Annotated in this window: 18 protein-coding genes and 2 pseudogenes; 7 read left to right on the forward strand and 13 right to left on the reverse strand. The window is 52.2% G+C overall.

The features are described 5' to 3' along the window. Nucleotides 1-181 precede the first annotated feature (181 nt). The 3 genes from fbaA to epd form a co-directional block, all read right to left on the reverse strand. The gene (gene fbaA / locus J4650_RS07780) at nucleotides 182-1,261 is read right to left on the reverse strand and encodes a class II fructose-bisphosphate aldolase (RefSeq protein WP_000034386.1); all 1,080 of its coding nucleotides are present in this window, start codon (nucleotides 1,259-1,261) and stop codon (nucleotides 182-184) included. A gap of 101 nt (nucleotides 1,262-1,362) precedes the next feature. After that, entirely contained in the window at nucleotides 1,363-2,526 is a 1,164-nt protein-coding gene (gene pgk, locus J4650_RS07785) for a phosphoglycerate kinase (protein ID WP_000111274.1), read from the reverse strand. 21 nt (nucleotides 2,527-2,547) lie between these two features. Continuing rightward, nucleotides 2,548-3,594 carry an erythrose-4-phosphate dehydrogenase gene (gene epd, locus J4650_RS07790; protein ID WP_000218338.1) on the reverse strand — a complete coding sequence of 349 codons (1,047 nt, stop codon included), beginning with the start codon at nucleotides 3,592-3,594 and terminating at the stop codon, nucleotides 2,548-2,550. A gap of 373 nt (nucleotides 3,595-3,967) precedes the next feature. Between epd and J4650_RS07795 the strand changes: the two genes are divergently transcribed. The 5 genes from J4650_RS07795 to J4650_RS07815 are packed head-to-tail and all read left to right on the forward strand — an operon-like array spanning nucleotide 3,968 to nucleotide 7,020. After that, nucleotides 3,968-4,393 carry a PPC domain-containing DNA-binding protein gene (locus J4650_RS07795; RefSeq protein WP_000218564.1) on the forward strand — a complete coding sequence of 142 codons (426 nt, stop codon included), beginning with the start codon at nucleotides 3,968-3,970 and terminating at the stop codon, nucleotides 4,391-4,393. A gap of 25 nt (nucleotides 4,394-4,418) precedes the next feature. Beyond that, nucleotides 4,419-4,997, forward strand: a complete 579-nt coding sequence (locus J4650_RS07800; protein WP_000124001.1) for an ECF transporter S component — start codon at nucleotides 4,419-4,421, stop codon at nucleotides 4,995-4,997. Beyond that, a complete protein-coding gene (locus J4650_RS07805; RefSeq protein ID WP_020839035.1) occupies nucleotides 4,998-5,705 on the forward strand; it encodes an energy-coupling factor transporter transmembrane component T in 708 nt (235 codons plus the stop codon). Beyond that, the gene (locus tag J4650_RS07810; RefSeq protein WP_001524843.1) at nucleotides 5,693-6,370 is read left to right on the forward strand and encodes an energy-coupling factor ABC transporter ATP-binding protein; all 678 of its coding nucleotides are present in this window, start codon (nucleotides 5,693-5,695) and stop codon (nucleotides 6,368-6,370) included. The genes J4650_RS07805 and J4650_RS07810 overlap by 13 nt, the downstream gene beginning before the upstream one ends. Beyond that, on the forward strand, nucleotides 6,364-7,020 hold the full coding sequence (locus J4650_RS07815) for an ATP-binding cassette domain-containing protein (RefSeq protein WP_023993950.1): 657 nt from the start codon (nucleotides 6,364-6,366) through the stop codon (nucleotides 7,018-7,020). Before J4650_RS07810 ends, J4650_RS07815 begins: the two co-directional genes overlap by 7 nt. Nucleotides 7,021-7,063: 43 nt before the next feature. Here J4650_RS07815 and tkt read toward each other — a convergent pair whose 3' ends face one another. Further along, nucleotides 7,064-9,055, reverse strand: a complete 1,992-nt coding sequence (gene tkt, locus J4650_RS07820; protein ID WP_000098651.1) for a transketolase — start codon at nucleotides 9,053-9,055, stop codon at nucleotides 7,064-7,066. A 275-nt stretch (nucleotides 9,056-9,330) separates the two neighbouring features. On the opposite strand from tkt, the gene J4650_RS07825 reads away from it, so the two are divergent. Further along, nucleotides 9,331-10,089, forward strand: a complete 759-nt coding sequence (locus tag J4650_RS07825; RefSeq protein ID WP_000701824.1) for a M48 family metallopeptidase — start codon at nucleotides 9,331-9,333, stop codon at nucleotides 10,087-10,089. Nucleotides 10,090-10,189: 100 nt separating this feature from the next. On the opposite strand, the gene speB is transcribed toward J4650_RS07825, so the two are convergent. The 6 genes and pseudogenes from speB to J4650_RS07855 all read right to left on the reverse strand — a co-directional run bounded on the left by speB (nucleotide 10,190) and on the right by J4650_RS07855 (nucleotide 16,244). Then, nucleotides 10,190-11,110, reverse strand: coding sequence for an agmatinase (gene speB, locus J4650_RS07830; protein WP_000105550.1), 921 nt, complete (start codon nucleotides 11,108-11,110; stop codon nucleotides 10,190-10,192). A gap of 204 nt (nucleotides 11,111-11,314) precedes the next feature. Next, a pseudogene (locus J4650_RS07835) lies at nucleotides 11,315-12,006 on the reverse strand (alpha/beta hydrolase). 213 nt (nucleotides 12,007-12,219) lie between these two features. After that, on the reverse strand, nucleotides 12,220-12,693 hold the full coding sequence (locus tag J4650_RS07840) for a YhcH/YjgK/YiaL family protein (RefSeq protein ID WP_000965536.1): 474 nt from the start codon (nucleotides 12,691-12,693) through the stop codon (nucleotides 12,220-12,222). 38 nt (nucleotides 12,694-12,731) lie between these two features. Continuing rightward, a complete protein-coding gene (locus J4650_RS07845; protein ID WP_000104231.1) occupies nucleotides 12,732-13,739 on the reverse strand; it encodes an Ldh family oxidoreductase in 1,008 nt (335 codons plus the stop codon). A gap of 13 nt (nucleotides 13,740-13,752) precedes the next feature. Then, nucleotides 13,753-14,769: a zinc-binding alcohol dehydrogenase family protein gene (locus J4650_RS07850; RefSeq protein ID WP_000853911.1), complete on the reverse strand. Its 1,017-nt coding sequence runs from the start codon at nucleotides 14,767-14,769 to the stop codon at nucleotides 13,753-13,755. Between the two features lie 2 nt (nucleotides 14,770-14,771). After that, nucleotides 14,772-16,244, reverse strand: a complete 1,473-nt coding sequence (locus J4650_RS07855; protein WP_023993948.1) for a mannitol dehydrogenase family protein — start codon at nucleotides 16,242-16,244, stop codon at nucleotides 14,772-14,774. Between the two features lie 649 nt (nucleotides 16,245-16,893). On the opposite strand from J4650_RS07855, the pseudogene J4650_RS22935 reads away from it, so the two are divergent. Continuing rightward, nucleotides 16,894-17,163 (forward strand): annotated as a pseudogene (locus J4650_RS22935) (hypothetical protein). Between the two features lie 314 nt (nucleotides 17,164-17,477). On the opposite strand, the gene J4650_RS07865 reads toward J4650_RS22935, so the two are convergent. From J4650_RS07865 to speA, 3 genes are all read right to left on the reverse strand, one after another. Further along, a complete protein-coding gene (locus J4650_RS07865; RefSeq protein ID WP_001576357.1) occupies nucleotides 17,478-18,278 on the reverse strand; it encodes a FadR/GntR family transcriptional regulator in 801 nt (266 codons plus the stop codon). A 154-nt stretch (nucleotides 18,279-18,432) separates the two neighbouring features. Next, nucleotides 18,433-19,164, reverse strand: a complete 732-nt coding sequence (locus J4650_RS07870; RefSeq protein ID WP_000032796.1) for a hypothetical protein — start codon at nucleotides 19,162-19,164, stop codon at nucleotides 18,433-18,435. Between the two features lie 143 nt (nucleotides 19,165-19,307). Then, on the reverse strand, nucleotides 19,308-21,284 hold the full coding sequence (speA, locus tag J4650_RS07875; RefSeq protein ID WP_001278580.1) for a biosynthetic arginine decarboxylase: 1,977 nt from the start codon (nucleotides 21,282-21,284) through the stop codon (nucleotides 19,308-19,310). Between the last annotated feature and the right edge of the window lie 8 nt (nucleotides 21,285-21,292).

Genomic DNA, 21,292 nt, shown 5'->3' on the forward strand with positions numbered 1-21,292 from the left:
AAGAACTTTTTAAAGGTAAACAAAAACAGAGGAATATGCCATTTTTCGGCATCATCCCAAAACCAAAAAAGGCAGGTACACTGTGAGTTGGCCGGATGAAAGCGCTAACTAACGCCGCTCTCCGGAAATAACGATAAAAAAATGGCTTCCCGAGGGAAGCCATTTCAATCAGCAGACTATATTACAGAACGTCAATCGCGTTCAGTTCTTTAAATGCTTTTTCCAGACGAGCGATCATCGAAGTCTGGCCAGCACGCAGCCATACGCGCGGGTCATAGTATTTCTTGTTCGGCTGATCTTCGCCTTTCGGGTTGCCCAGCTGACCTTGCAGATACGCTTCGTTTTCTTTGTAGTAGTTCAGAACACCTTCCCAGGTTGCCCATTGGGTATCGGTATCGATGTTCATTTTCACTACGCCGTAGCTTACGGAGTCTTTGATTTCCTGAGCAGTAGAACCGGAACCACCGTGGAAAACGAAGTTCAGGCTGTTGTGCGGCAGGTTATGTTTCTTAGAAACATAGTCCTGAGAATCACGCAGAATGGTCGGGGTCAGAACCACGTTACCCGGCTTGTAAACGCCGTGTACGTTACCGAAGGAAGCGGCAATGGTGAAACGCGGGCTGATTTTGCTCAGCTCAGTGTACGCGTAATCAACGTCTTCCGGCTGGGTGTACAGGGCAGAAGCGTCCATGTGGCTGTTGTCCACGCCGTCTTCTTCGCCACCGGTGCAACCCAGTTCGATTTCCAGAGTCATGCCAATTTTGGACATGCGCGCCAGGTATTTGGAGCAGATTTCGATGTTTTCGTGCAGAGACTCTTCAGACAGGTCAATCATGTGAGAAGAGAACAGCGGTTTACCGGTAGCCGCGAAGTGTTTTTCACCCGCGTCCAGCAGACCGTCGATCCACGGCAGCAGTTTCTTCGCGCAGTGGTCAGTGTGCAGGATAACCGGCACGCCGTAGTGTTCAGCCATCTGGTGAACGTGATGCGCGCCAGAGATAGCGCCCAGGATTGCCGCGCCCTGAGGTACGTCAGTTTTCACGCCTTTACCCGCGATGAAGGACGCGCCGCCGTTGGAAAACTGAACGATGACCGGTGCTTTAACTTTTGCAGCGGTTTCCAGAACAGCGTTGATGGAATCAGTGCCCACGCAGTTAACTGCCGGCAGAGCAAAATTGTTTTCTTTTGCTACCTGGAACACTTTCTGTACGTCATCACCAGTGATCACGCCTGGTTTTACGAAATCAAAAATTTTAGACATGTTTCGTTGTCCTGTATCGTCGGGCTTTGGGGAAAAACACGGGCCGCCCTGAATGTCAGATCGGCGATAAATCAACGGGCAGGAATCCCTGCCCGTAACGATTACTTCTTAGCGCGCTCTTCGAGCATCGCTACGGCTGGCAGAACTTTACCTTCCACGAATTCGAGGAATGCGCCGCCGCCAGTAGAAATGTAGGAAATTTTGTCAGCAATGCCGAACAGGTCGATTGCCGCCAGGGTGTCGCCGCCGCCAGCGATGGAAAACGCTTCGCTATCAGCGATGGCATTCGCCACGATTTCAGTCCCTTTACGGAAGTTCGGGAACTCAAACACGCCAACCGGGCCGTTCCACAGAATGGTTTTGGCATTCTTGAGGATTTCAGCCAGCTGCTGAGCGGAAGCATCGCCGATATCCAGGATCTGCTCGTCTTCTTTCACGTCGTTAACGGATTTCAGAGTCGCTGGTGCGGTTTCGGAGAACTCGGTGGCAACGCGAACATCGGTCGGAACCGGGATATCGCAAGTGGTCAGCAGACGTTTTGCTTCGTCAACCAGGTCAGCTTCGTACAGGGATTTACCGACGCTGTGGCCCTGAGCGGCAACGAAGGTGTTGGCGATACCGCCGCCGACAATCAGCTGGTCAGCGATTTTAGACAGGGAATCCAGAACAGTCAGTTTGGTAGATACTTTAGAACCACCAACGATAGCCACCATCGGACGAGCCGGCTCTTTCAGCGCTTTACCCAGCGCATCCAGTTCAGCGGCCAGCAGCGGGCCTGCGCACGCAACATCAGCAAATTTGCCGATACCGTGGGTAGAAGCCTGCGCGCGGTGCGCGGTACCAAAGGCGTCCATCACGAATACGTCACACAGGGCGGCATATTTTTTAGACAGCGCTTCGTCGTCTTTCTTTTCGCCTTTGTTAAAGCGAACGTTTTCCAGAACCACCAGCTCACCTTCGGCCACGTCAACGCCGTCCAGGTAATCTTTGACCAGGCGAACCGGGTTAGACAGTTTGTCTTTCAGGTAGTTAACAACCGGCAGCAGAGAGAATTCTTCGTTGTACTCGCCTTCGGTAGGACGACCCAGGTGGGAAGTTACCATCACTTTCGCGCCCTGTTTCAGAGCCAGTTCGATGGTCGGCAGAGAAGCGCGGATACGCGCGTCGCTGGTCACTTTCCCTTCTTTAACAGGTACGTTCAGATCCGCACGGATAAAAACGCGTTTCCCGGCCAGATCCAGATCGGTCATCTTAATTACAGACATGGTGAATCCTCTCAATGATGCTTAAAGTTTTGTCGACGCTGACGCGTCGAGCCTGAAACCAACTGCGGCCATCGCTAACGTGGTGTCGAGCATCCTGTTAGCAAAGCCCCATTCATTATCGCACCAGACCAGCGTCTTGATCAGGTGGGCGCCACTGACCCGGGTTTGCGTGCCATCAACAATGGCGCTGTGCGGGTCGTGGTTAAAATCTATCGAGACCAACGGTGATTCCGTATAGTCAACTATACCATGAAATGCACCTTGTGCTGCTTTTTGCAGCAACTGGTTGACTTCACTGGCTTTTACTGGTTTTTTCACCGTTACGCTTAAATCGATCGCCGTCACATTAATGGTTGGAACGCGCACCGCAATCGCCTCAAAACGGTCGTTAAACTGCGGGAATATACGCGTAATGCCTGCCGCCAGTTTTGTATCTACCGGGATAATCGACTGGCTGGCCGCGCGCGTGCGCCGCAGATCGGAGTGATACGCGTCGATCACCTGCTGATCGTTCATCGCGGAGTGGATCGTCGTGACGGTACCAGACTCGATGCCGTAAGCATCATCCAACAATTTAATGACGGGAATTATGCAATTCGTGGTACAGGACGCGTTTGAGACAATACGATGTTCCGCACGCAGTTGGTTCTGGTTCACACCAAAAACGACGGTGGCGTCAAGATCGTTGCTGCCCGGATGAGAAAAGAGCACTTTCTTCGCGCCTGCGGCAATATGCGCCTCGCCATGCTCCCGGTTGCCATATACGCCCGTACAATCCAACACGACATCCACGCCCAGTTCGCGCCACGGCAGATCCGCCAGCGTTCTTTCATGCAGAATACGAATGACATCGTCGCCGACAAAAAGCTGCTCGCGCTCGTGGCGAACCTCCCATGCAAAACGCCCGTGGCTGGTATCGTATTTCAACAAATGCGCCATGCCTGCGGCATCCGCCAGCTCGTTGATGGCCACCACGGTAATTTCCGCCCGACGTCCGGATTCATACAAAGCACGAACCACGTTACGCCCGATGCGACCAAAGCCATTAATCGCTATGCGTACGGTCATAGGTCTCCTGCAAGGCTATCCCGATTCAGATGAGGCTGACAGAGTAATGCAGCTCATCGTCGAGTAAAACCTCACCTGTCGCAAACTGCGACTGATTGGTTAATTGTCGAACATTTAATTAACTGAAACGCTTCAGCTAGAATAAGCGAAACGGGGAATAAAAGGAATGTTTGTCCAGTCGAAGAAGACAGTTATCTGACCTGCATCACATTTCATGGCCGCTTACGCTGCAATTTATTCCATATTTAAGAATCACCAGTACATCCGTCAGATCTTTTCATCGTCGCGTCACAAATACTGATTTATATCAGAAAGCGCTGTCGCCAGCGTCTATATTATCAGCGCCACGTCCGAGTCTCGGAGTCCTGTAACGATGACTGTATCTCACCACAATGCCTCTACAGCGCGCTTTTACGCGCTTCGTCTGCTTCCCGGCCAGGAAGTGTTTTCCCAATTACACGCCTTTGTGCAACAGAACCAATTACATGCCGCCTGGATTGCAGGGTGTACCGGCAGTCTGACCGACGTTGCGCTGCGTTATGCCGGGCAAGAAGCGACCACATCGCTCACCGGCACGTTTGAAGTTATCTCGCTAAACGGCACGCTTGAATTGACCGGCGAGCATCTGCATCTCGCGGTATCGGATCCCTACGGGGCCATGCTCGGCGGCCATATGATGCCAGGGTGTACCGTGCGTACCACGCTGGAGCTGGTTATCGGCGAGCTGCCAGCGCTGACGTTCAGCCGTCAACCGTGCGCCATTTCCGGTTATGACGAACTGCATATTTCTTCCCGTTAATTGACGACTCTTTAAGAGGTACTTTATGGCGCGTCGCCCGTTTTCCAGCCAGTCTCTGGTGCTGATTGTCATCGCTATTGCCATCAATATGATTGGCGGACAGCTTATTAGCATGTTGAAGCTGCCTATTTTTCTCGACTCGATCGGCACCTTAATTAGTGCGGTACTGTTAGGGCCGTTCATCGGCATGTTGACTGGGCTTCTGACCAACTTGCTGTGGGGGCTGCTTACCGATCCTATCGCTGCCGCGTTTGCCCCGGTAGCGATGGTTATCGGTCTGGTCGCCGGGTGGCTGGCGCGCGCAGGCTGGTTTCGTACCCTGCCCAAAGTGATCGTCAGCGGGGTCGTCATTACGTTAGCGGTGACGCTGGTCGCCGTACCGCTTCGTACCGCACTTTTTGGCGGCGTTACCGGCAGCGGCGCTGATTTGTTCGTCGCCTGGATGCATTCAATGGGCCAAAACCTGGTGGAGTCAGTCGCGATTACCGTCATAGGCGCTAATCTGGTCGATAAAATTCTGACGGCGATCATCGTTTGGGTGCTGCTGCGTCAGCTACCGTTACGTACGACACGGCATTTTCCTGCGATGTCAGCCGTACGCTAAATGCATCCGTTTACCTCGTTAACCTTATGGGCGCTGGCGGCCTGCACCACGCTGCTACTCCCTGCGCAGACCGTGCTCCCGGTTTATAGCGCGGCGGCCTTCCTCTGTCTGCTGGCGCTGAAATCAACGCGGCGGCGGGCGAAGTATGTCGCCTGGCTGATGCTGTCTTTAGGATTTGGGCTATGGCTGGTACATGGCGGTTGGCTAACGGAATGGATAAGCGGGCAGCCTCGCGATCCGCAGCGCTGGATATATGCCGTTACGCTATGGCTACGTCTGCTGGCGATCGTGTCGACGTCGCAGCTATGGATGCAGTATGTGCCGGTTCAGCGGTTTATTCGCGCCCTGTTCGCTTCACGTCTGCCGCCCGGCATCGCTTACCTGTTCGCTGGCCCTCTGCTGGTCGTCGAACAGCTCAAACGACAACTGACGATCGTTCATGAAGCCCAGCGCGCGCGTGGCGTACCGCTGGATGAAGGCTGGTATCAGCGGCTACGGGCAATGCCTGCGCTGATCGTGCCGCTTACGCAAAATGCGCTTAACGATCTGACAATACGCGGCGCGGCGTTGGATATGCGGGGGTTTCGGCTGCATCGAGCCCGAACCACGCTGTGGGCGCCGAAAGATAGCATGTTACAACGGGTTGCGCGGTATGGCATGGTACTGCTAATACTGGCGGAAGCGGGAGTGTGGATATGGTTACGTTAGAGCAGTTTCGTTATCTTCCGTCCGATGCGACACGCCCGCCGGCATGTTTTGATTTCCACTATTCAACACCCGGAATAGTGGCGATAGTCGGCGATAACGGCAGCGGAAAAAGTACGCTGGCGCAACTGATGGCTGGCTGGTATCCGGATTATCTTCCCGGTGATATTGACGGCACAGGCTTACTGCTTGGCGTCCCTATCGGGCAGCTCCCGCTGGTAGAACAGTCGCCCACCATCCAGTTGGTGCAGCAATCGCCTTATTTACAGCTTTCCGGCTGTACCTTTAGCGTAGAGGAAGAGGTGGCGTTTGGCCCGGAGAATCTCGGCCTCCATGAAGCGGAGATTCTACGGCGCATTGACGAGGCGCTGACTCTGACAAACTGCCAGTCGTTACGCCATCGCCATCCCGGCACGCTCTCCGGCGGCGAAACGCAGCGGGTAGTAATTGCCAGCGCGCTTGCCATGCAGCCCAGACTGTTAATTCTTGATGAAGCCTTCAGTCGGCTGACGTCAGCGGCCACCGGGATGCTGCTGGAACGGCTACAACAGTGGGCGCTGGAACGTCATTCTCTCATTGTGCTTTTTGAGCGTAACCATTTTCCTTTTCTGACGCGATGCCAGCGGGTATGGCAATTGCGCGACGGAGCGCTAACCCCATTATGTTGACGTTAAATCAGGTCGCTTATCGCTGGCCGGATGCCGCAGCCGACTGTTTGCACGCTATCTCGCTTGAACTTCGTGACGGCGAATGGCTGGCGTTGACCGGCGATAACGGCGCGGGAAAATCAACGCTGTTACGGATTATGGCCGGCCTGCTTTCCCCCACTTCCGGCTCGGTAACGCTTAATGGAGGGCCGATTGCGCAGCTTAAAAATCGTCAACGCGCCGCCGCTATCGGCGTACTCTTTCAGGAAGCGGAAAACCAGATTTTCCACAGCAATGTCGCGCAAGAGGTCGCTTTTGGGCTGAAACTACAACGCTTATCGGCAGAGGAAATTTCACGGCGCACGCAGGCCGCGCTGCGGTTATGCCAGCTAACGGACGTCGCCGAGGCGCACCCGCTTGATCTGCACGCCGCGCAGCGCCGGATGGTGGCGGTCGCCAGTCTGGAGGCGATGGCGCCGCCGGTGTTATTGCTGGATGAACCCAGCCGGGATTTTGACGCCCACTGGCTAACCGTATTTGAACACTGGCTGGCGACATGCCGGGCACGGGGAACCAGCGTCGTGGCGATTAGCCATGACGCTGCGTTTACCCGGCGTCATTTTTCACGGGTGGTACGGCTGGAAAATGGCAGGTTGTCAAAGGGGGAATAAAAAACGGGTCGCCGAAGCGCCCCGTTTTATGCCGTATTAAGGATTACAGCAGTGCTTTCGCTTTGGCGATCACGTTGTCCACCGTGAAGCCAAACTCTTCAAACAACAGCTCTGCCGGGGCGGATTCACCGAAGGTGGTCATCCCGACAATAGCGCCGTTCAGGCCGACGTATTTGAACCAGTAGTCAGCGATACCCGCTTCAATCGCCACACGCGCAGAGACCGCCTTCGGCAGCACGGATTCACGGTAAGCCGCATCCTGCTTGTCGAACGCGTCGGTGGACGGCATGGAAACCACGCGCGCCTTCACGCCTTCGGCAGTCAGTTTTTCGTAAGCGGCAACCGCCAGCTCAACCTCTGAACCGGTCGCAATGAAGATAATCTGCGGCTGGCCCGCACAATCTTTCAGTACGTAACCACCGCGGGCGATATTCGCCAGTTGCTCTTCAGTACGTTCCTGCTGCGCCAGGTTCTGACGGGAGAGGATCAGCGCGGTTGGGCCATCCTGACGCTCTACGCCATATTTCCACGCCACCGCGGATTCCACCTGGTCGCACGGACGCCATGTGGACATGTTCGGCGTTACGCGCAGGCTTGCCACCTGCTCGACCGGCTGGTGCGTCGGGCCATCTTCGCCCAGACCGATGGAGTCGTGGGTGTAAACCATCACCTGACGTTGTTTCATCAACGCTGCCATACGCACTGCGTTACGGGCATATTCGACGAACATCAGGAAGGTGGAGGTGTACGGCAGGAAACCGCCGTGCAGGGCGATACCGTTGGCGATAGCGGTCATACCGAATTCGCGCACACCGTAATGAATGTAGTTACCTGCGGCATCTTCGTTAATCGCTTTCGAACCGGACCACAGGGTCAGGTTAGACGGTGCCAGGTCAGCGGAGCCGCCGAGGAATTCCGGCAACAGCGGACCGAAGGCTTCGATGGCATTCTGGGACGCTTTACGGCTGGCGATTTTGGATGGATTCGCCTGCAGTTTAGCGATGAACTCATTCGCTTTCGCATCGAAGTCAGCCGGCATGTCGCCTTTCATACGACGAGTGAATTCAGCAGCTTCCTGCGGGAAGGCTTTCTCATAAGCCGCGAATTTCTCATTCCATGCAGACTCTTTCGCCTGGCCGGCTTCTTTCGCATCCCACTGGGCGTAGATTTCAGACGGGATTTCGAACGGCGCGTACTTCCAGCCCAACTGTTCGCGGGTCAGCGCGATTTCCGCGTCGCCCAGCGGCGCGCCGTGGGAATCGTGGGTACCCTGTTTGTTCGGCGAACCGAAACCGATGATGGTTTTGCACATCAACAGGGACGGTTTGTCAGTCACGGCGCGAGCTTCTTCCGTGGCGCGTTTAATGGCGTCGGCATCGTGACCGTCAATGCCACGGATAACGTGCCAGCCGTAGGCTTCAAAACGTTTCGCGGTGTCATCGGTGAACCAGCCTTCAACGTGACCATCGATAGAGATACCGTTGTCATCATAGAACGCGATCAGTTTGCCCAGTTTCAGAGTACCAGCCAGAGAGCACACTTCGTGAGAAATGCCTTCCATCATGCAGCCGTCGCCCATAAAGACGTAGGTGAAGTGGTCAACGATGTCGTGGCCAGGACGGTTAAACTGCGCCGCCAGAGTTTTCTCGGCAATCGCCATCCCGACGGCGTTGGCAATACCCTGCCCCAGCGGGCCAGTAGTGGTTTCAACGCCAGCGGTGTAGCCCACTTCCGGGTGACCCGGGGTTTTTGAATGTAGCTGACGGAAATTCTGCAGTTCGGACATCGGCAGGTCATAGCCGGTGAGGTGCAGCAGGCTGTAAATCAGCATTGAGCCGTGGCCATTGGACAGCACAAAGCGGTCGCGGTCGGCCCAGGACGGGTTGGTCGGGTTGTGGTTCAGGAAATCACGCCACAGGACTTCGGCAATGTCAGCCATACCCATCGGGGCACCCGGGTGACCGGACTTGGCTTTCTGTACTGCGTCCATGCTCAGCGCACGAATAGCATTGGCAAGCTCTTTACGTGAGGACATTTTGACTCCAGATCGGATGTTGAAAGGCCATGCCCGTAACGACTTGACGACAGCGCGTTTTGGGCTACGCCGGAAAATTTGCCAACAATTTACCCCAAGCCGCGCGTCATGTACATGGAACATCCTTTTACCGCTTCAGAAATCTCCGGATCGTGCTCGCATGTTGCGCAATTAGCTAACTTGCCTGCCACGCTTTTCTTTATACTTAACCCAGGCGCTAATTCATCTGCAACGAGCGCATTTCAAAATAATATTAATTCGTATGGAAGAGAAAAATGAAAATTCGCGCTTTACTGCTTGCTTTGGGCATGGCGACGGTGCTGACCGGTTGCCAGAATATGGACTCTAATGGACTGCTTTCTTCGGGCGCTGAAGCTTTTCAGGCCTATACGTTAAGCGATGCGCAGGTAAAAGCGTTGAGCGATCAATCCTGTCAAGAGCTCGACAGCAAAGCGAAAATCGCGCCGGCGAGCAGCGAATACGCTAAACGACTGGCAAAAATTGCCGCTGCGCTGGGGGATAACATTAACGGCCAGCCGGTGAACTATAAGGTTTACGAGACGAAAGACGTCAACGCGTTTGCCATGGCGAACGGTTGTATCCGCGTCTACAGCGGACTGATGGATATGATGACCGACAACGAAGTTGAAGCCGTGATCGGCCACGAAATGGGCCATGTCGCGCTGGGTCATGTAAAGAAAGGGATGCAGGTCGCGCTGGGCACTAACGCCGTTCGTGTTGCGGCGGCATCGGCAGGAGGCGTTGTCGGCAGCCTGTCGCAATCACAGCTTGGCGATCTTGGCGAAAAACTGGTGAACTCGCAGTTCTCTCAGCGTCAGGAGTCCGAAGCGGATGATTATTCTTACGATCTGTTGCGCAAACGCGGTATCAGTCCGGCAGGACTCGCCACCAGCTTTGAGAAACTGGCAAAACTGGAAGCGGGTCGTCAAAGCTCGATGTTCGACGATCACCCGGCGTCCGCCGCACGCGCACAGCATGTGCGCGATCGTATGAGCGCGGACGGGATCAAATAATCCCCGAACAGTGCCGGATGGCGGCGTGAACGCCTTATCCGGCCTACAAGCATCAATCAGCTGTAGGCCGGATAAGCGCAGCGCCATCCGGCAAAACAACTTACTCGCCTTTCTTCGCCGCCTGGATATAGAGCATTTCTAATGCCAGCGTCGCGGCCGCCAGAGCGGTGATCTCCGACTGATCGTAAGCCGGCGCGACTTCCACTACATCCATACCGACAATGTTCAGATCTTTCAGACCGCGTACCAGTTTAATGGCGCGATCGGAGGTCAGGCCGCCGATCACCGGCGTACCGGTACCAGGCGCAAACGCCGGGTCCAGACAGTCGATATCAAAGGTCAGATAGACCGGCATATCGCCGACGATCTGTTTCACCTGAGCGAGAATATCATCCACGCCGCGATCGTTGACCTGGCAGGCATCCAGCACGGTAAAGCCATTGTCTTTGTCAAACTCAGTGCGAATACCGATCTGTACCGAATGATGCGGATCGATCAGGCCTTCTTTCGGCGCGGTGTAGAACATCGTGCCGTGATCGAATTCGCAGCCGTTAGCGTAGGTATCGGTATGCGCGTCAAAATGTACCAGCGCCATTTTGCCAAAATGTTTCGCGTGGGCGCGCAGCAGCGGCAGCGTGACGAAGTGGTCGCCGCCGAAAGAGAGCATACGCTTGCCTGCAGACAGCAGTTTTTCAGCGTGCGCCTGTAATTTTTCGCTCATTTCACGGGCATCGCCAAACGCATACACCAAATCGCCGCAGTCCACGACGTTCAGGCGCTCGCGCATGTCAAAATTCCACGGGAAACGGTGATGTTCCCAGGCGAGGTTGGTCGACACCTGACGGATCGCCGCCGGGCCATGACGGCCGCCAGCGCGACCGGACGTTGCCATATCAAACGGTACGCCAGTGATCACCCAGTCGGCATCGCTGTCATACGGCTGGAAGTTCATTGGCAGACGTAAAAAACCAAACGCATTAGAAACCAGTGAGTTATCGTACTGATGACCTAAGGTGCTCATGGCAAAAACCTCTTCTTAGTCAATATAAAAAAACCCTCCCGCGTCGTTAGGCCCGACGAGGAAGGGTTTGAATTTGTTTACGGCTCAAAGTTTACTCTGACAGACCGCATTATTGAAGTCAGTTTAGCCAGGTACAGTAGACAACGCCCGAAAAAAATATATATCCAGCGCAAATCAGTAGGCTCATACGTCCATCGCGGTCAGTTAAGAAGCCTTAGGGATTTGCCGCTGTAAAAACTCAAGCACTAATGCGTAAAACAGCGGTGTTTTTCCTGGCGTCTGGAAAATGGCGTGACCGCTACCGGGAATGAGGGTCATCTCCGCCTGAGGCATTCCTTTACCATAAAAATTTCCATCCCCTGCATGTAATGGGTCGTAGCAAAGCGATGCGTTGCGCCGCCGACGATAGCAGCGCGCGCTAGATCCGGGTATCGGCTGGTTAACTTCAGAACGACCATGCCGCCATCGCTGTAACCCATCACCAGCGGTTTTTCCAGCTTTAGCGCTTTAACAAAAGCCGCCGTATCTTCCGCCATCAGATCATAGCTAAACGTTCCTTGCGGGTTATTGGTTAATCCATGTCCACGACTGTCCGGCATGATGACGCGAAAGTAGCGGGATGCCTCTTTCGCTAATCCCTGCCAGCTTTTCGCCGTCAGACCACCACCGTGAATCAACAGCAGCGGAGGCCCCTCGCCCTCTTCAACGTAATGAATTTTGATACCATTCACTTCCACAAATTTATCTTTGTCCATCGTTGTTGCTGAAGCATTTATTAAAAATATAATATTGATAATAAAAATAAATGCTAATTTAAAAATATGATTCATAACACCTCGCCAATCACTTTCCGTGTAAAAGACCATATTATTCAGATTGAACAAAAATAACATCAAAATCGATTTGTATCATTTTCACTTATTTACCGGGGAGACCCCGCATCCTCTTTTTACAGAACGTAAAAAGCCTTTCCGCGATTAGCCCCAACGCGAAAAGGCTCTGAAGTCAGAAAAGTGCCACCTTATTCATTCTGGCTGTAATTCAGGATGACTTGAAGGTCTCTTCCTGAATTGCATTTAGCGCTTTCTTTATTCCTTCGCCTGACAAGACTAGCTTGACTCGCTAAATGCCGTGGCCGGAATTTTCACAATCGCTTTTTTAACCGGCGCAGGTTTACCACGCGTACAAAGCGGACGGTGGATCTGGTTGGGATAAAAAAGCGCGAAATCGCCAGGATTTAATGTAACGAACTGCTCATTAGCGACACATTCAGGAAAGATGATGTCATCAGGAAGATGCTCAAGCTCCTTTATCCTGGTATCAATTTTGTTGGAATAGCCAATCTCCTCATAACCGCTTAGTAAAATCTGAACATCGATATATTTTTTATGAAGTTCAGCTTTGCGGTTTAACGAAGAGTGTGTTTCTCCTTCGCTTATCATAAGAAATGACTCCGGGAAAGAAAGTTCATATCTACCAGCAGGCTGATCTTCAGCTATCTTCACCGCTTCGATGATAAGTTTTTTAATAATGTGGTTAACGTAAGGTAATAAAGTAAGCTGCTCTATATTTCCATATAGCATACTATAGTTATCCTAAATAATGGTCGTGATTATAATTATCAGCCAATCAGGTACTGGTAAATACCTTCAGCCACAGGAATACCTTCTTTTAAACATTTTTCTTTATAGGCGATTTGCGGATCGTTTGGCGCCAGCACCTTATCAACACCGGGCATCGGTTTTACAGCCCTTAGCTCATTGACCATTGTGCTCATTATTGAGGAAAACAGCGGATTGCCCAACATCTGCGGATCAATAACGATAACCAGACTCGCTAACTTGCGCATCTTGTCATAGTCGCCATACATCCGAACAATATGGTTGCTAAAGTTTGCCCCCATCAGGACGCCCGTGAGCGCATCAATCGCCAGGGCAATACCAGAACCTTTGTGTCCGCCAAAGGGCAGCAGATTTTCAATTTTATGCGGATCGGTAGTGATATGTCCCTCTTTATCCAGCGCCAGACCATGACCTATTGGTTTCCCGGTTTCTTTGGCGTGCAGAATTTTACCAAACGCAATGGCGCTGGTCGCCATATCGACGATCATCGGATGGCTGTCTTTAACGGGGAAGCCGAAGGCGATTGGGTTAGTCCCCAGAAAGCGCTCCGCGCCGCCATACGGCGCAACGCAGGTATCCGTTTGCGTCATGGCGATAGCCACCATTCCCTGGCTTGTCGCCTGCTCAATAAACCACGAGAGCGCGCCGCAGTGGGACGTATTTTTGACGCTGACGAAGCCCAGCCCCGTCTCTCTTGCCAGACTAATAGCGTGGTCTGTCGCCTTTATCAGCGCGCAGTGTCCCATTCCATCATCAGAGTCCAGAATAGCGACAGAAGGCGAAATCTGTTCAATGCTGAATGTTGCTTTTGGATTGAGCCCGCCTGCGTTCAGGCGGGTACAATAGTGCTCTACGCGAATAACGCCGTGGGAGTGAACGCCGGTAATATCGGCATGAACCAAAACGTCGGCTACCTGCTGCGCCGTTTGCGCGTCAAGGCCCGCCTGGGTGAGTTTATTAAACGCCAGCGCTTTCAATTCATTTTCTTTGACTAATATTGTTGACATAACTATCCCGCTATTAAAATTTGATAACGCCTTTAACCAATTTTTTGTTTTCTACCACGTTCTTCTGGTACTGGTTGCCGAACGTATAGAAATCGAATTCCTGGTTTTTCATCATTGTTTCGCTAATAGCGCCCTGAGCCATTAGCTCAATGACACATTCGAAGTCTTCCCGCGTCGCGTTACGACTGCTCAATAGCGTGGTCTCTTTTTTATGGAAGGTCGGATCGTCAATGACGAGCTCGCCGATATATAGCCCGATGAAGACGATTTTTCCGCCGTGACGAATCAGATCGACAGCGCGGCTCATGGAGGATTTATTGCCGGTGGCATCAAGCACAGTGCCGGCTAATTCACCGGAGAAACAGGCTTTCAGCGCATCAATATAGTCGTCTGACGACGGATCGAGCGTTGCAACGCCTACCTTTTCGGCTACCAGACGACGGCGTTCGGCGTCAATATCAGCTACCGCGACGCGAGCGCCTTTGGCTTTTGCTATCGCGGCGGCGGCCAGCCCAATCGGCCCGGCGCCGACCACCAAAATGTTTTGCTGCGGCTTCACGTCAGCGCGGCGTACTGCATGGGCGCTGATGGCGAAACACTCAACCAGCGCGCCCGCGCTGTCGGTGAGGTTATCCGACAGTTCAACCAGATTTTGTTCACGAACGGCCAGATATTCGCTAAAGCCGCCGTCCTGGTGAACGCCATACAGCGAGACGTTCTCACAGCAGTTGGTTTTTCCTTCCCGGCAGGCTGCGCAAGCGCCGCAAGGAATACAGGGAATAACGCTATAGCGTTGGCCGACCTTCGCCGTGCTGCACGATTTACCCAACATTTCCGCCACGCCGCAAATTTCATGACCCAGCACGCGCGGATAGGCAAAAAAGGGCTGGCGACCGGCAAACGCATGGATATCGGTGCCGCAAATACCAACCGCTTTAATTTTTAACAGTACTTCATCGTCTTTTAAATGAGGAATATCTCTTTCAATGTATTCAATATTTCCCGGATTATTACAAATAAGCGTTTTCATACTTAACCCTTTGAAGATAAACGGTGAATGGTGGCCGTGACGCCATGTAATTCAATATGGTTAAAGGCCTGCTGAATGTCGTTTAAAAAGTCTGCGTTGTCGCTGGCCAGCGTTCCAAAGATGCTATTTATCTGCAGCAAAGACAGCGCTTGTTCCCATCGCGTGTTTTTATTTTTAATAGCCGCATTGAAGGTATCATTGAGCGGGTCGGCCACACTCAGCCCCTGAGAGAGCGTATTAATGACGTAATGGAGCCAGCCCGCAATCAGCGTCGCTAACGCCCTGCCCTTAACGCCGCGCGCCTGGAGCGTCAGATAAGGATCGACGGCCCGCTGAGGCAGCTTCTGAGAACCGTCCATCGCAATCTGTCCGGTCTTATGTTTAATGTTCGGGTTGCTGAATCGCTCAATGAGCAACTGCGCATATTGATGTACATCTACCGCCAAATTCGGGCGCAGCGATTTTGCCTGCTCTTCCGTCATTAAATGATGTACGGCGGTTTTAAAAGCGTCGTCTTCCATGCACTGATAGATAAACTCATATCCAGCCAGGCTGCCGTTATAGGCGAGAAACGAATGGCTGCCATTCAGCATACGAAGTTTCATTTCTTCATAGGGAAGCACGTCCGAGACGAACATCGCCCCTGCTTTATCCCAGTCAGGACGACCGGCAACGAAATTATCTTCGATAACCCACTGACGGAAATCCTCGCATACGATGCCGCAGGGATCGGCAAAACCGATCTGGTCTTTAATCATGTCAAATTGCTCTGGCGTCATTGCCGGCACGATGCGATCGACCATGGTGCCAGGAAAGGTGACATGCTTCGCTATCCAGGCCGCCAGCTGCGGATCGAGATTATCGGCAAACGTAACGATCGCCGTTTTGGTCAAATGACCGTTTTCCGGAATGTTATCGCACGACAGTACACTAAACGGGGGAAGCCCTTGCTGGCGGCGTATCCGTAGCGCTTCGACGATCAGTCCGAGTGCTGACCGGGGATGTTCAGGATCGGCAAGATCGTGTTTGATGAGCGGATGGCTGAGATCGAGCGTTCTGGACCGCGGATCGGTGCAGTAACCTTTTTCCGTTATCGTCAACGAAACAATTTTTACCTGCGGCTCAGTTAGCTTCTCGATCGCCGCCTGAATACCTGACTTCGGCGTATGCAACGCGCCGGTGACGGTACGAACCAGGCGACTATTGATGGCGCTGGCTGACGTTTCCACCACTGAAAACAGCCCCTGTTGCGCATTTAGCGCATCCACCAGCTCCGCATCGCCGAACAGATTCAGTTCAAAAATCCCCCAGCGGTTGCCGGTTATCTCATTCGTGAGATCGTTATAAACAGCCTGATGACCACGGTGAAAGGCGCCAAATCCAATATGTACGATGTTGGCTTCCATTCCCTGACGTGAATAAGTCGTTTTGAATTGGTGCCTTGCGGCGTCTAACTGGCGAGCTATGGTGTCCATGAATTTTTCCCACTCCTGTTTTGTTTACCAATTCTGCTTAAACACCATACCAAAATCCGTGAATATGATCACACTCATGGCACCAGATTCTTTACCCTGGTATGCTGACTAATAGCAGAATGAATAAAAATAATTTATTTATCAATTAGTTATAAAAATCACTTCTCAGGATAAATTTTACGATTCACAAAAGCGTGATTTTGATTAGAAAAATCGGCCACGAATTGGCATACCACCCATACAACCAGCAATCATTAAACCCCATTAAAAACAATATCTTATTGAATAACACCCCGCTGCAAGCGTATATGTCACGCATGATTGGTTCAATAATCACCCGAAATACAGCAAACCAAACCGGATAATTTGTCTAGTGAATTAATGAGCTCAATTTATTATCAGCATCAACGTTAACCTAAGAACATCAGTTACGGTTTTGATCATCCGGGTCGCTGCTAAAGCGATGAGGAGTAAGCCGCCTTTAGACGTAATTGGCAAATTAATCCATTGATTGAACACAGGAAAAAATTGATGAAGACGCAGATTAGGTACGTTGAAACAAAGCTTTCAAAGCCCCTCTGGCCGAGGTCTTAGTTGACGCGAAACATGGCATAATAGCCATTTCGAACTGGTAACCACGACGATTACGCTGGAAGACGGTTCAACTGGCACCGGATATTCCTATACCGGCGGAAAGGGAGGGTATGCAATTAAAGCGATGATCGATCACGATCTTGCCCCGGTACTGTCAGGGAAAGAGGGCGCTGCGATTGACGATATCTATGACTTTATGGAATAGCATATTCACTATATGGGTTGCGGAGGCATCGCGTCGTTTGCGATGTCTGCGGTGGATATCGCCCTTTGGGATTTGAAAGGCAAACGTGAAAAACTGCCGCTGTGGAAAATGGTTGGTTGAAGGCGGCGCGTCTGTCGACGAATGGCGGTCGTTTGGTATGCTCGCTCGGTATGCAGGAATTACACGTCAGACTGGTTTCCGCATTCGAGACTGGCTGACTGGAGGTTCACAGTTTCCCGATCGATCAATATACCAAACATCCGCTGGTGGTCGACAATTATCGCGCCGTGGCACCGGACACCTACGGCATTGGCGTAGAGTTTGACTGGGATAAGCTGAGCGTTTACGAAGCCTGATTCCCTCTCTCCGGGCTTGTTTTTGGCGGCAGGCCCGGTTAATCGCTGACAAAAATGTCATCCGCCTGAAAATAGCCGTCAGGTGGCGAAGAAAAAATCATCAAAATCTTCCAGCGAATCATCCTGTTGGAAGATTTTTACCAGCTCATTTTTACTGTTTTCAAGATGGGTCCACGAGGCCTGTCTGGCCTGCTCAGCATCGCGTTTTTGCAATGCAAGGAAGATACTACGGTGATCTTCCACCCATTTCATTCTTAACTCTTTCTTATGTAAATACTTATAGTTTAACTGCTTCCAGCGCGGATTTTCGGTCCTGACAGCCCGCCACAGCTCGGCAGATTGTTTCATTAATACACGATTTTGCGTGGATTCCGCGATGATATTGTGGAACTGGCGATCCAGTTCTTCAAATTTGTCGCTGTCGCCGCCAATCTGCTTTTCCTGCTGCTCAATAATACGTTTAAGCTGCTTAAGTTCATTAAATCTTATTTGCGTAGCGGCAAAACCGGTGATGTTGCTTTCGATGACCTGCCGGGCCTGTAGCAATTCAAAGGGGCCAATGTCTGAGTAAGGCAAGAGCGCTTTTTGATTGATTTTCTCCAGACTATCAATAAAGTAAGTGCCTGCGCCTTGCTTAACCTCTACCACTCCCTTCAGCTCAAGCATAATAATCGCCTCACGAATCGTCGTGCGGCTGGTTTGAAAACGCTCGCTGAGTTCTCTCTCCGCCGGAAGTCGCTCGCCAGCTTTAAATACCCCTGAATAGAGTAGTTCTTCTATTTGCAGCCCTATATCAAAATAGCGCCGCTTGGTTAAAATTTGTTCCATGCACATACCTATGTAGACAGCAATTGCTCCACTTGAGGGTAGTGTAAACAAATCCTAATGTTTATGGTAAACAATTTCCCTGCCAGAGAGTGGTCGTTTCTTTCCCGCAACCTACGGCTATGCGCGTCATACAGTCCTTCCCCACCAGACTCGGCAGGAAAGGCGCTGATTCCCATAGCACGTATTTGACGTCCTGACGCCGGGTTTATTTGCGGCAGGGCGGCGGCGCATACCCGTTGTTGTCCGCCGGGAAAGCCTGCGAGGAACAAGGCGGTAGCGTATTTGTTGCTTTACCCTGCAATGCAAAAGCGGCAAAGCCGATGACGCCGATGTTGCGTACATCGCCCTGCGCGGAGTGGGCCGCATAAGCGTCAGCTACGTCGGCGAACTGGAATGCCGCCTCAGTGTGTTTATCTTTGCGAAACCCTTTAATCGCCAGTGAATCGCCGGCGTTAACAATATAGCCATGATGATTCAGCGAGCCTGCTTTTCCGTTCAACACGTCCAGGCCATCAACCGTTGCGACGATTTCGTAATTGGTATCATGACTGTAATTACGAATATATAACTGATAGTTCATCCCTGATCTTGCAGGAATACTATATTGCCATTGTCCCATTGATGCGTTGTAGCGACGAGTAATTGGAATTGAATTAAAATTAGCGTCGCGCACAGCATATTCAAGATCGCTGATACGTATACTATAAACTTTATCGTAACCTGACGGATATTGAGTGGAGTAATTTATTACCACCATTTCGGCAGGTTCTCGATCGGCACGTTCTACCGAAACGCTTTGTACCGATGAATGCACGTCGCCGCCCCAGGCGGTGCCGACGTCGGATGAAGAGCCATTATTAGATTGCATTCCGCTGGAACAGCCGCCTAACAGCAAAAACAAGCCAACAATGACGGCATTAAATTTAAATTTGCTCATACTCACACCCCTTTTTAATTATTAGGGGGATTGTAGGCCCATAAGATTACATAGAGAAGCGACGCGCTGATAATTAAGAATTTATAAAATATAAAAGGGTCGATTTAAATAATTAAATCGACCCACAAGTGGAATACTCTTAATTACTCATCTTCAAGATAAGTATAACCGTACAGTCCCGCTTCAAATTCCTCAAGGAACTGCTGCTGCAACGCATCGTCCAGATCCGTCTGTTTTACCTGGTCGCGGAAATGCGTTAACAACGTTTTTGGATCCAGTTGCACATATTGCAGCATATCCGCAACGGTATCGCCTTCGTCCGACAGTTCAACCTCGACGCTACCATCCGGGAAGACAAACACGTCAACCGCTTCAGTATCGCCAAACAGGTTGTGCATGTTACCGAGGATCTCCTGATAGGCGCCGACCATAAAGAAGCCGAGCATCGGCGGATTCTCTGGATCGTATTCCGGCATCGGCATCGTCGTGGCGATACCGTCGCCATCGATATAGTGGTCAATAGCGCCATCGGAATCACAGGTTATATCCAGCAGCACGGCACGACGTTCCGGTACCTGATCTAACCCTTCCAGCGGCAGCACCGGGAAGAGCTGATCGATTCCCCACGCGTCCGGCATTGACTGGAACAGCGAGAAGTTGACGTACATTTTGTCCGCCATCCGCTCTTGCAGTTCGTCGATAATCGGACGATGCGCACGGTTTTGCGGGTCCAGTTGCTTCTGCACTTCATGGCACATGCTGAGATAAAGTTGCTCCGCCCAGGCGCGCTCCTGCAAACTAAACGCGCCGGAAGAGTAGCCGATATGAATATCGTGCAGATCCATTTGGCTATCATGCAGCCATTCACGCAGCGAGCGGCGAGTGCCAGGCTTATGCATCTCCTGCCAGGTTTCCCACAGATTTTGCAGCGCGCGCGGCGCATCTTCAGCAGGGGCAGTCGGATCCGTGTATTCGTTACGCTCCACGCCGATAATGTTAGAGACCAGTACCGTATGGTGCGCAGTGACGGCGCGGCCAGACTCGGTAATCACCGTCGGATGCGGTAAACCATGCTCTTCGCAGGCATCGCCAATCGCCCAGATGATGTTATTGGCATATTCGTTCAGGCCATAGTTCACCGAACAGTCGGACTGCGAGCGGGTACCTTCATAATCCACGCCCAGACCGCCGCCCACGTCGAAGCACTGAATATTGACGCCCAGCTTGTGTAGTTCAACGTAAAAACGCGCGGATTCACGCACACCTGTCGCGATATCGCGAATGTTCGCCATCTGCGATCCCAGGTGGAAGTGCAACAGTTGCAGACTGTCCAGACGCCCGGCGTCACGCAGGGTCTCCACCAGTTGCAGCACCTGGGTCGCCGCCAGACCGAATTTTGATTTTTCGCCGCCGGAGGATTGCCACTTACCGGACCCCTGAGAGGCCAGACGCGCACGCACGCCCAGGCGAGGAACCACGTTCAGGCGCTCGGCCTCTTCCAGCACAATCGCGATTTCAGACATCTTTTCGATGACCAGATAAACCTTATGGCCCATCTTCTCGCCAATCAGCGCCAGCCGAATATATTCACGGTCTTTATAACCATTACAGACGATCACGCTACGGGTCATGCCGGCATGCGCCAGCACCGCCATCAATTCCGCTTTCGACCCCGCTTCCAGCCCCAACGGTTCACCGGAATGGATAAGGGACTCGATCACGCGGCGATGCTGATTGACCTTAATCGGATAAACGAGGAAGTAGTCGCCGTTATAACCGTAAGATTCACGCGCACGCTTAAACGCCGCGTTAATTGAACGCAAACGGTGTTGCAGGATCTGTGGGAAGCAGAACAGCGCCGGCAGACGCTGACCTTGCGCTTCGCGCGCTTTCACCAGTTTGGCAAGATCGACACGCGCTTCCGGTACGTCGGGATCGGGGCATACACTAATATGGCCCAGCTCGTTGACGTCGTAGTAGTTATTGCCCCACCAGGCAATATTGTAAGTGCGCAGCATCTTGCTGGCTTCCTGGGAGCTCATTGCAACCTCCTGCATGGAGCGTAGTACACCCTGTTCGCCTGCTGACGAAGGCGAACCCATAGACATGTCGTCAGACATAGCGAACC

The organism is Salmonella sp. 32120201201600049SM (assembly GCF_017572835.1).
Lineage (GTDB): Bacteria > Pseudomonadota > Gammaproteobacteria > Enterobacterales > Enterobacteriaceae > Salmonella > Salmonella enterica.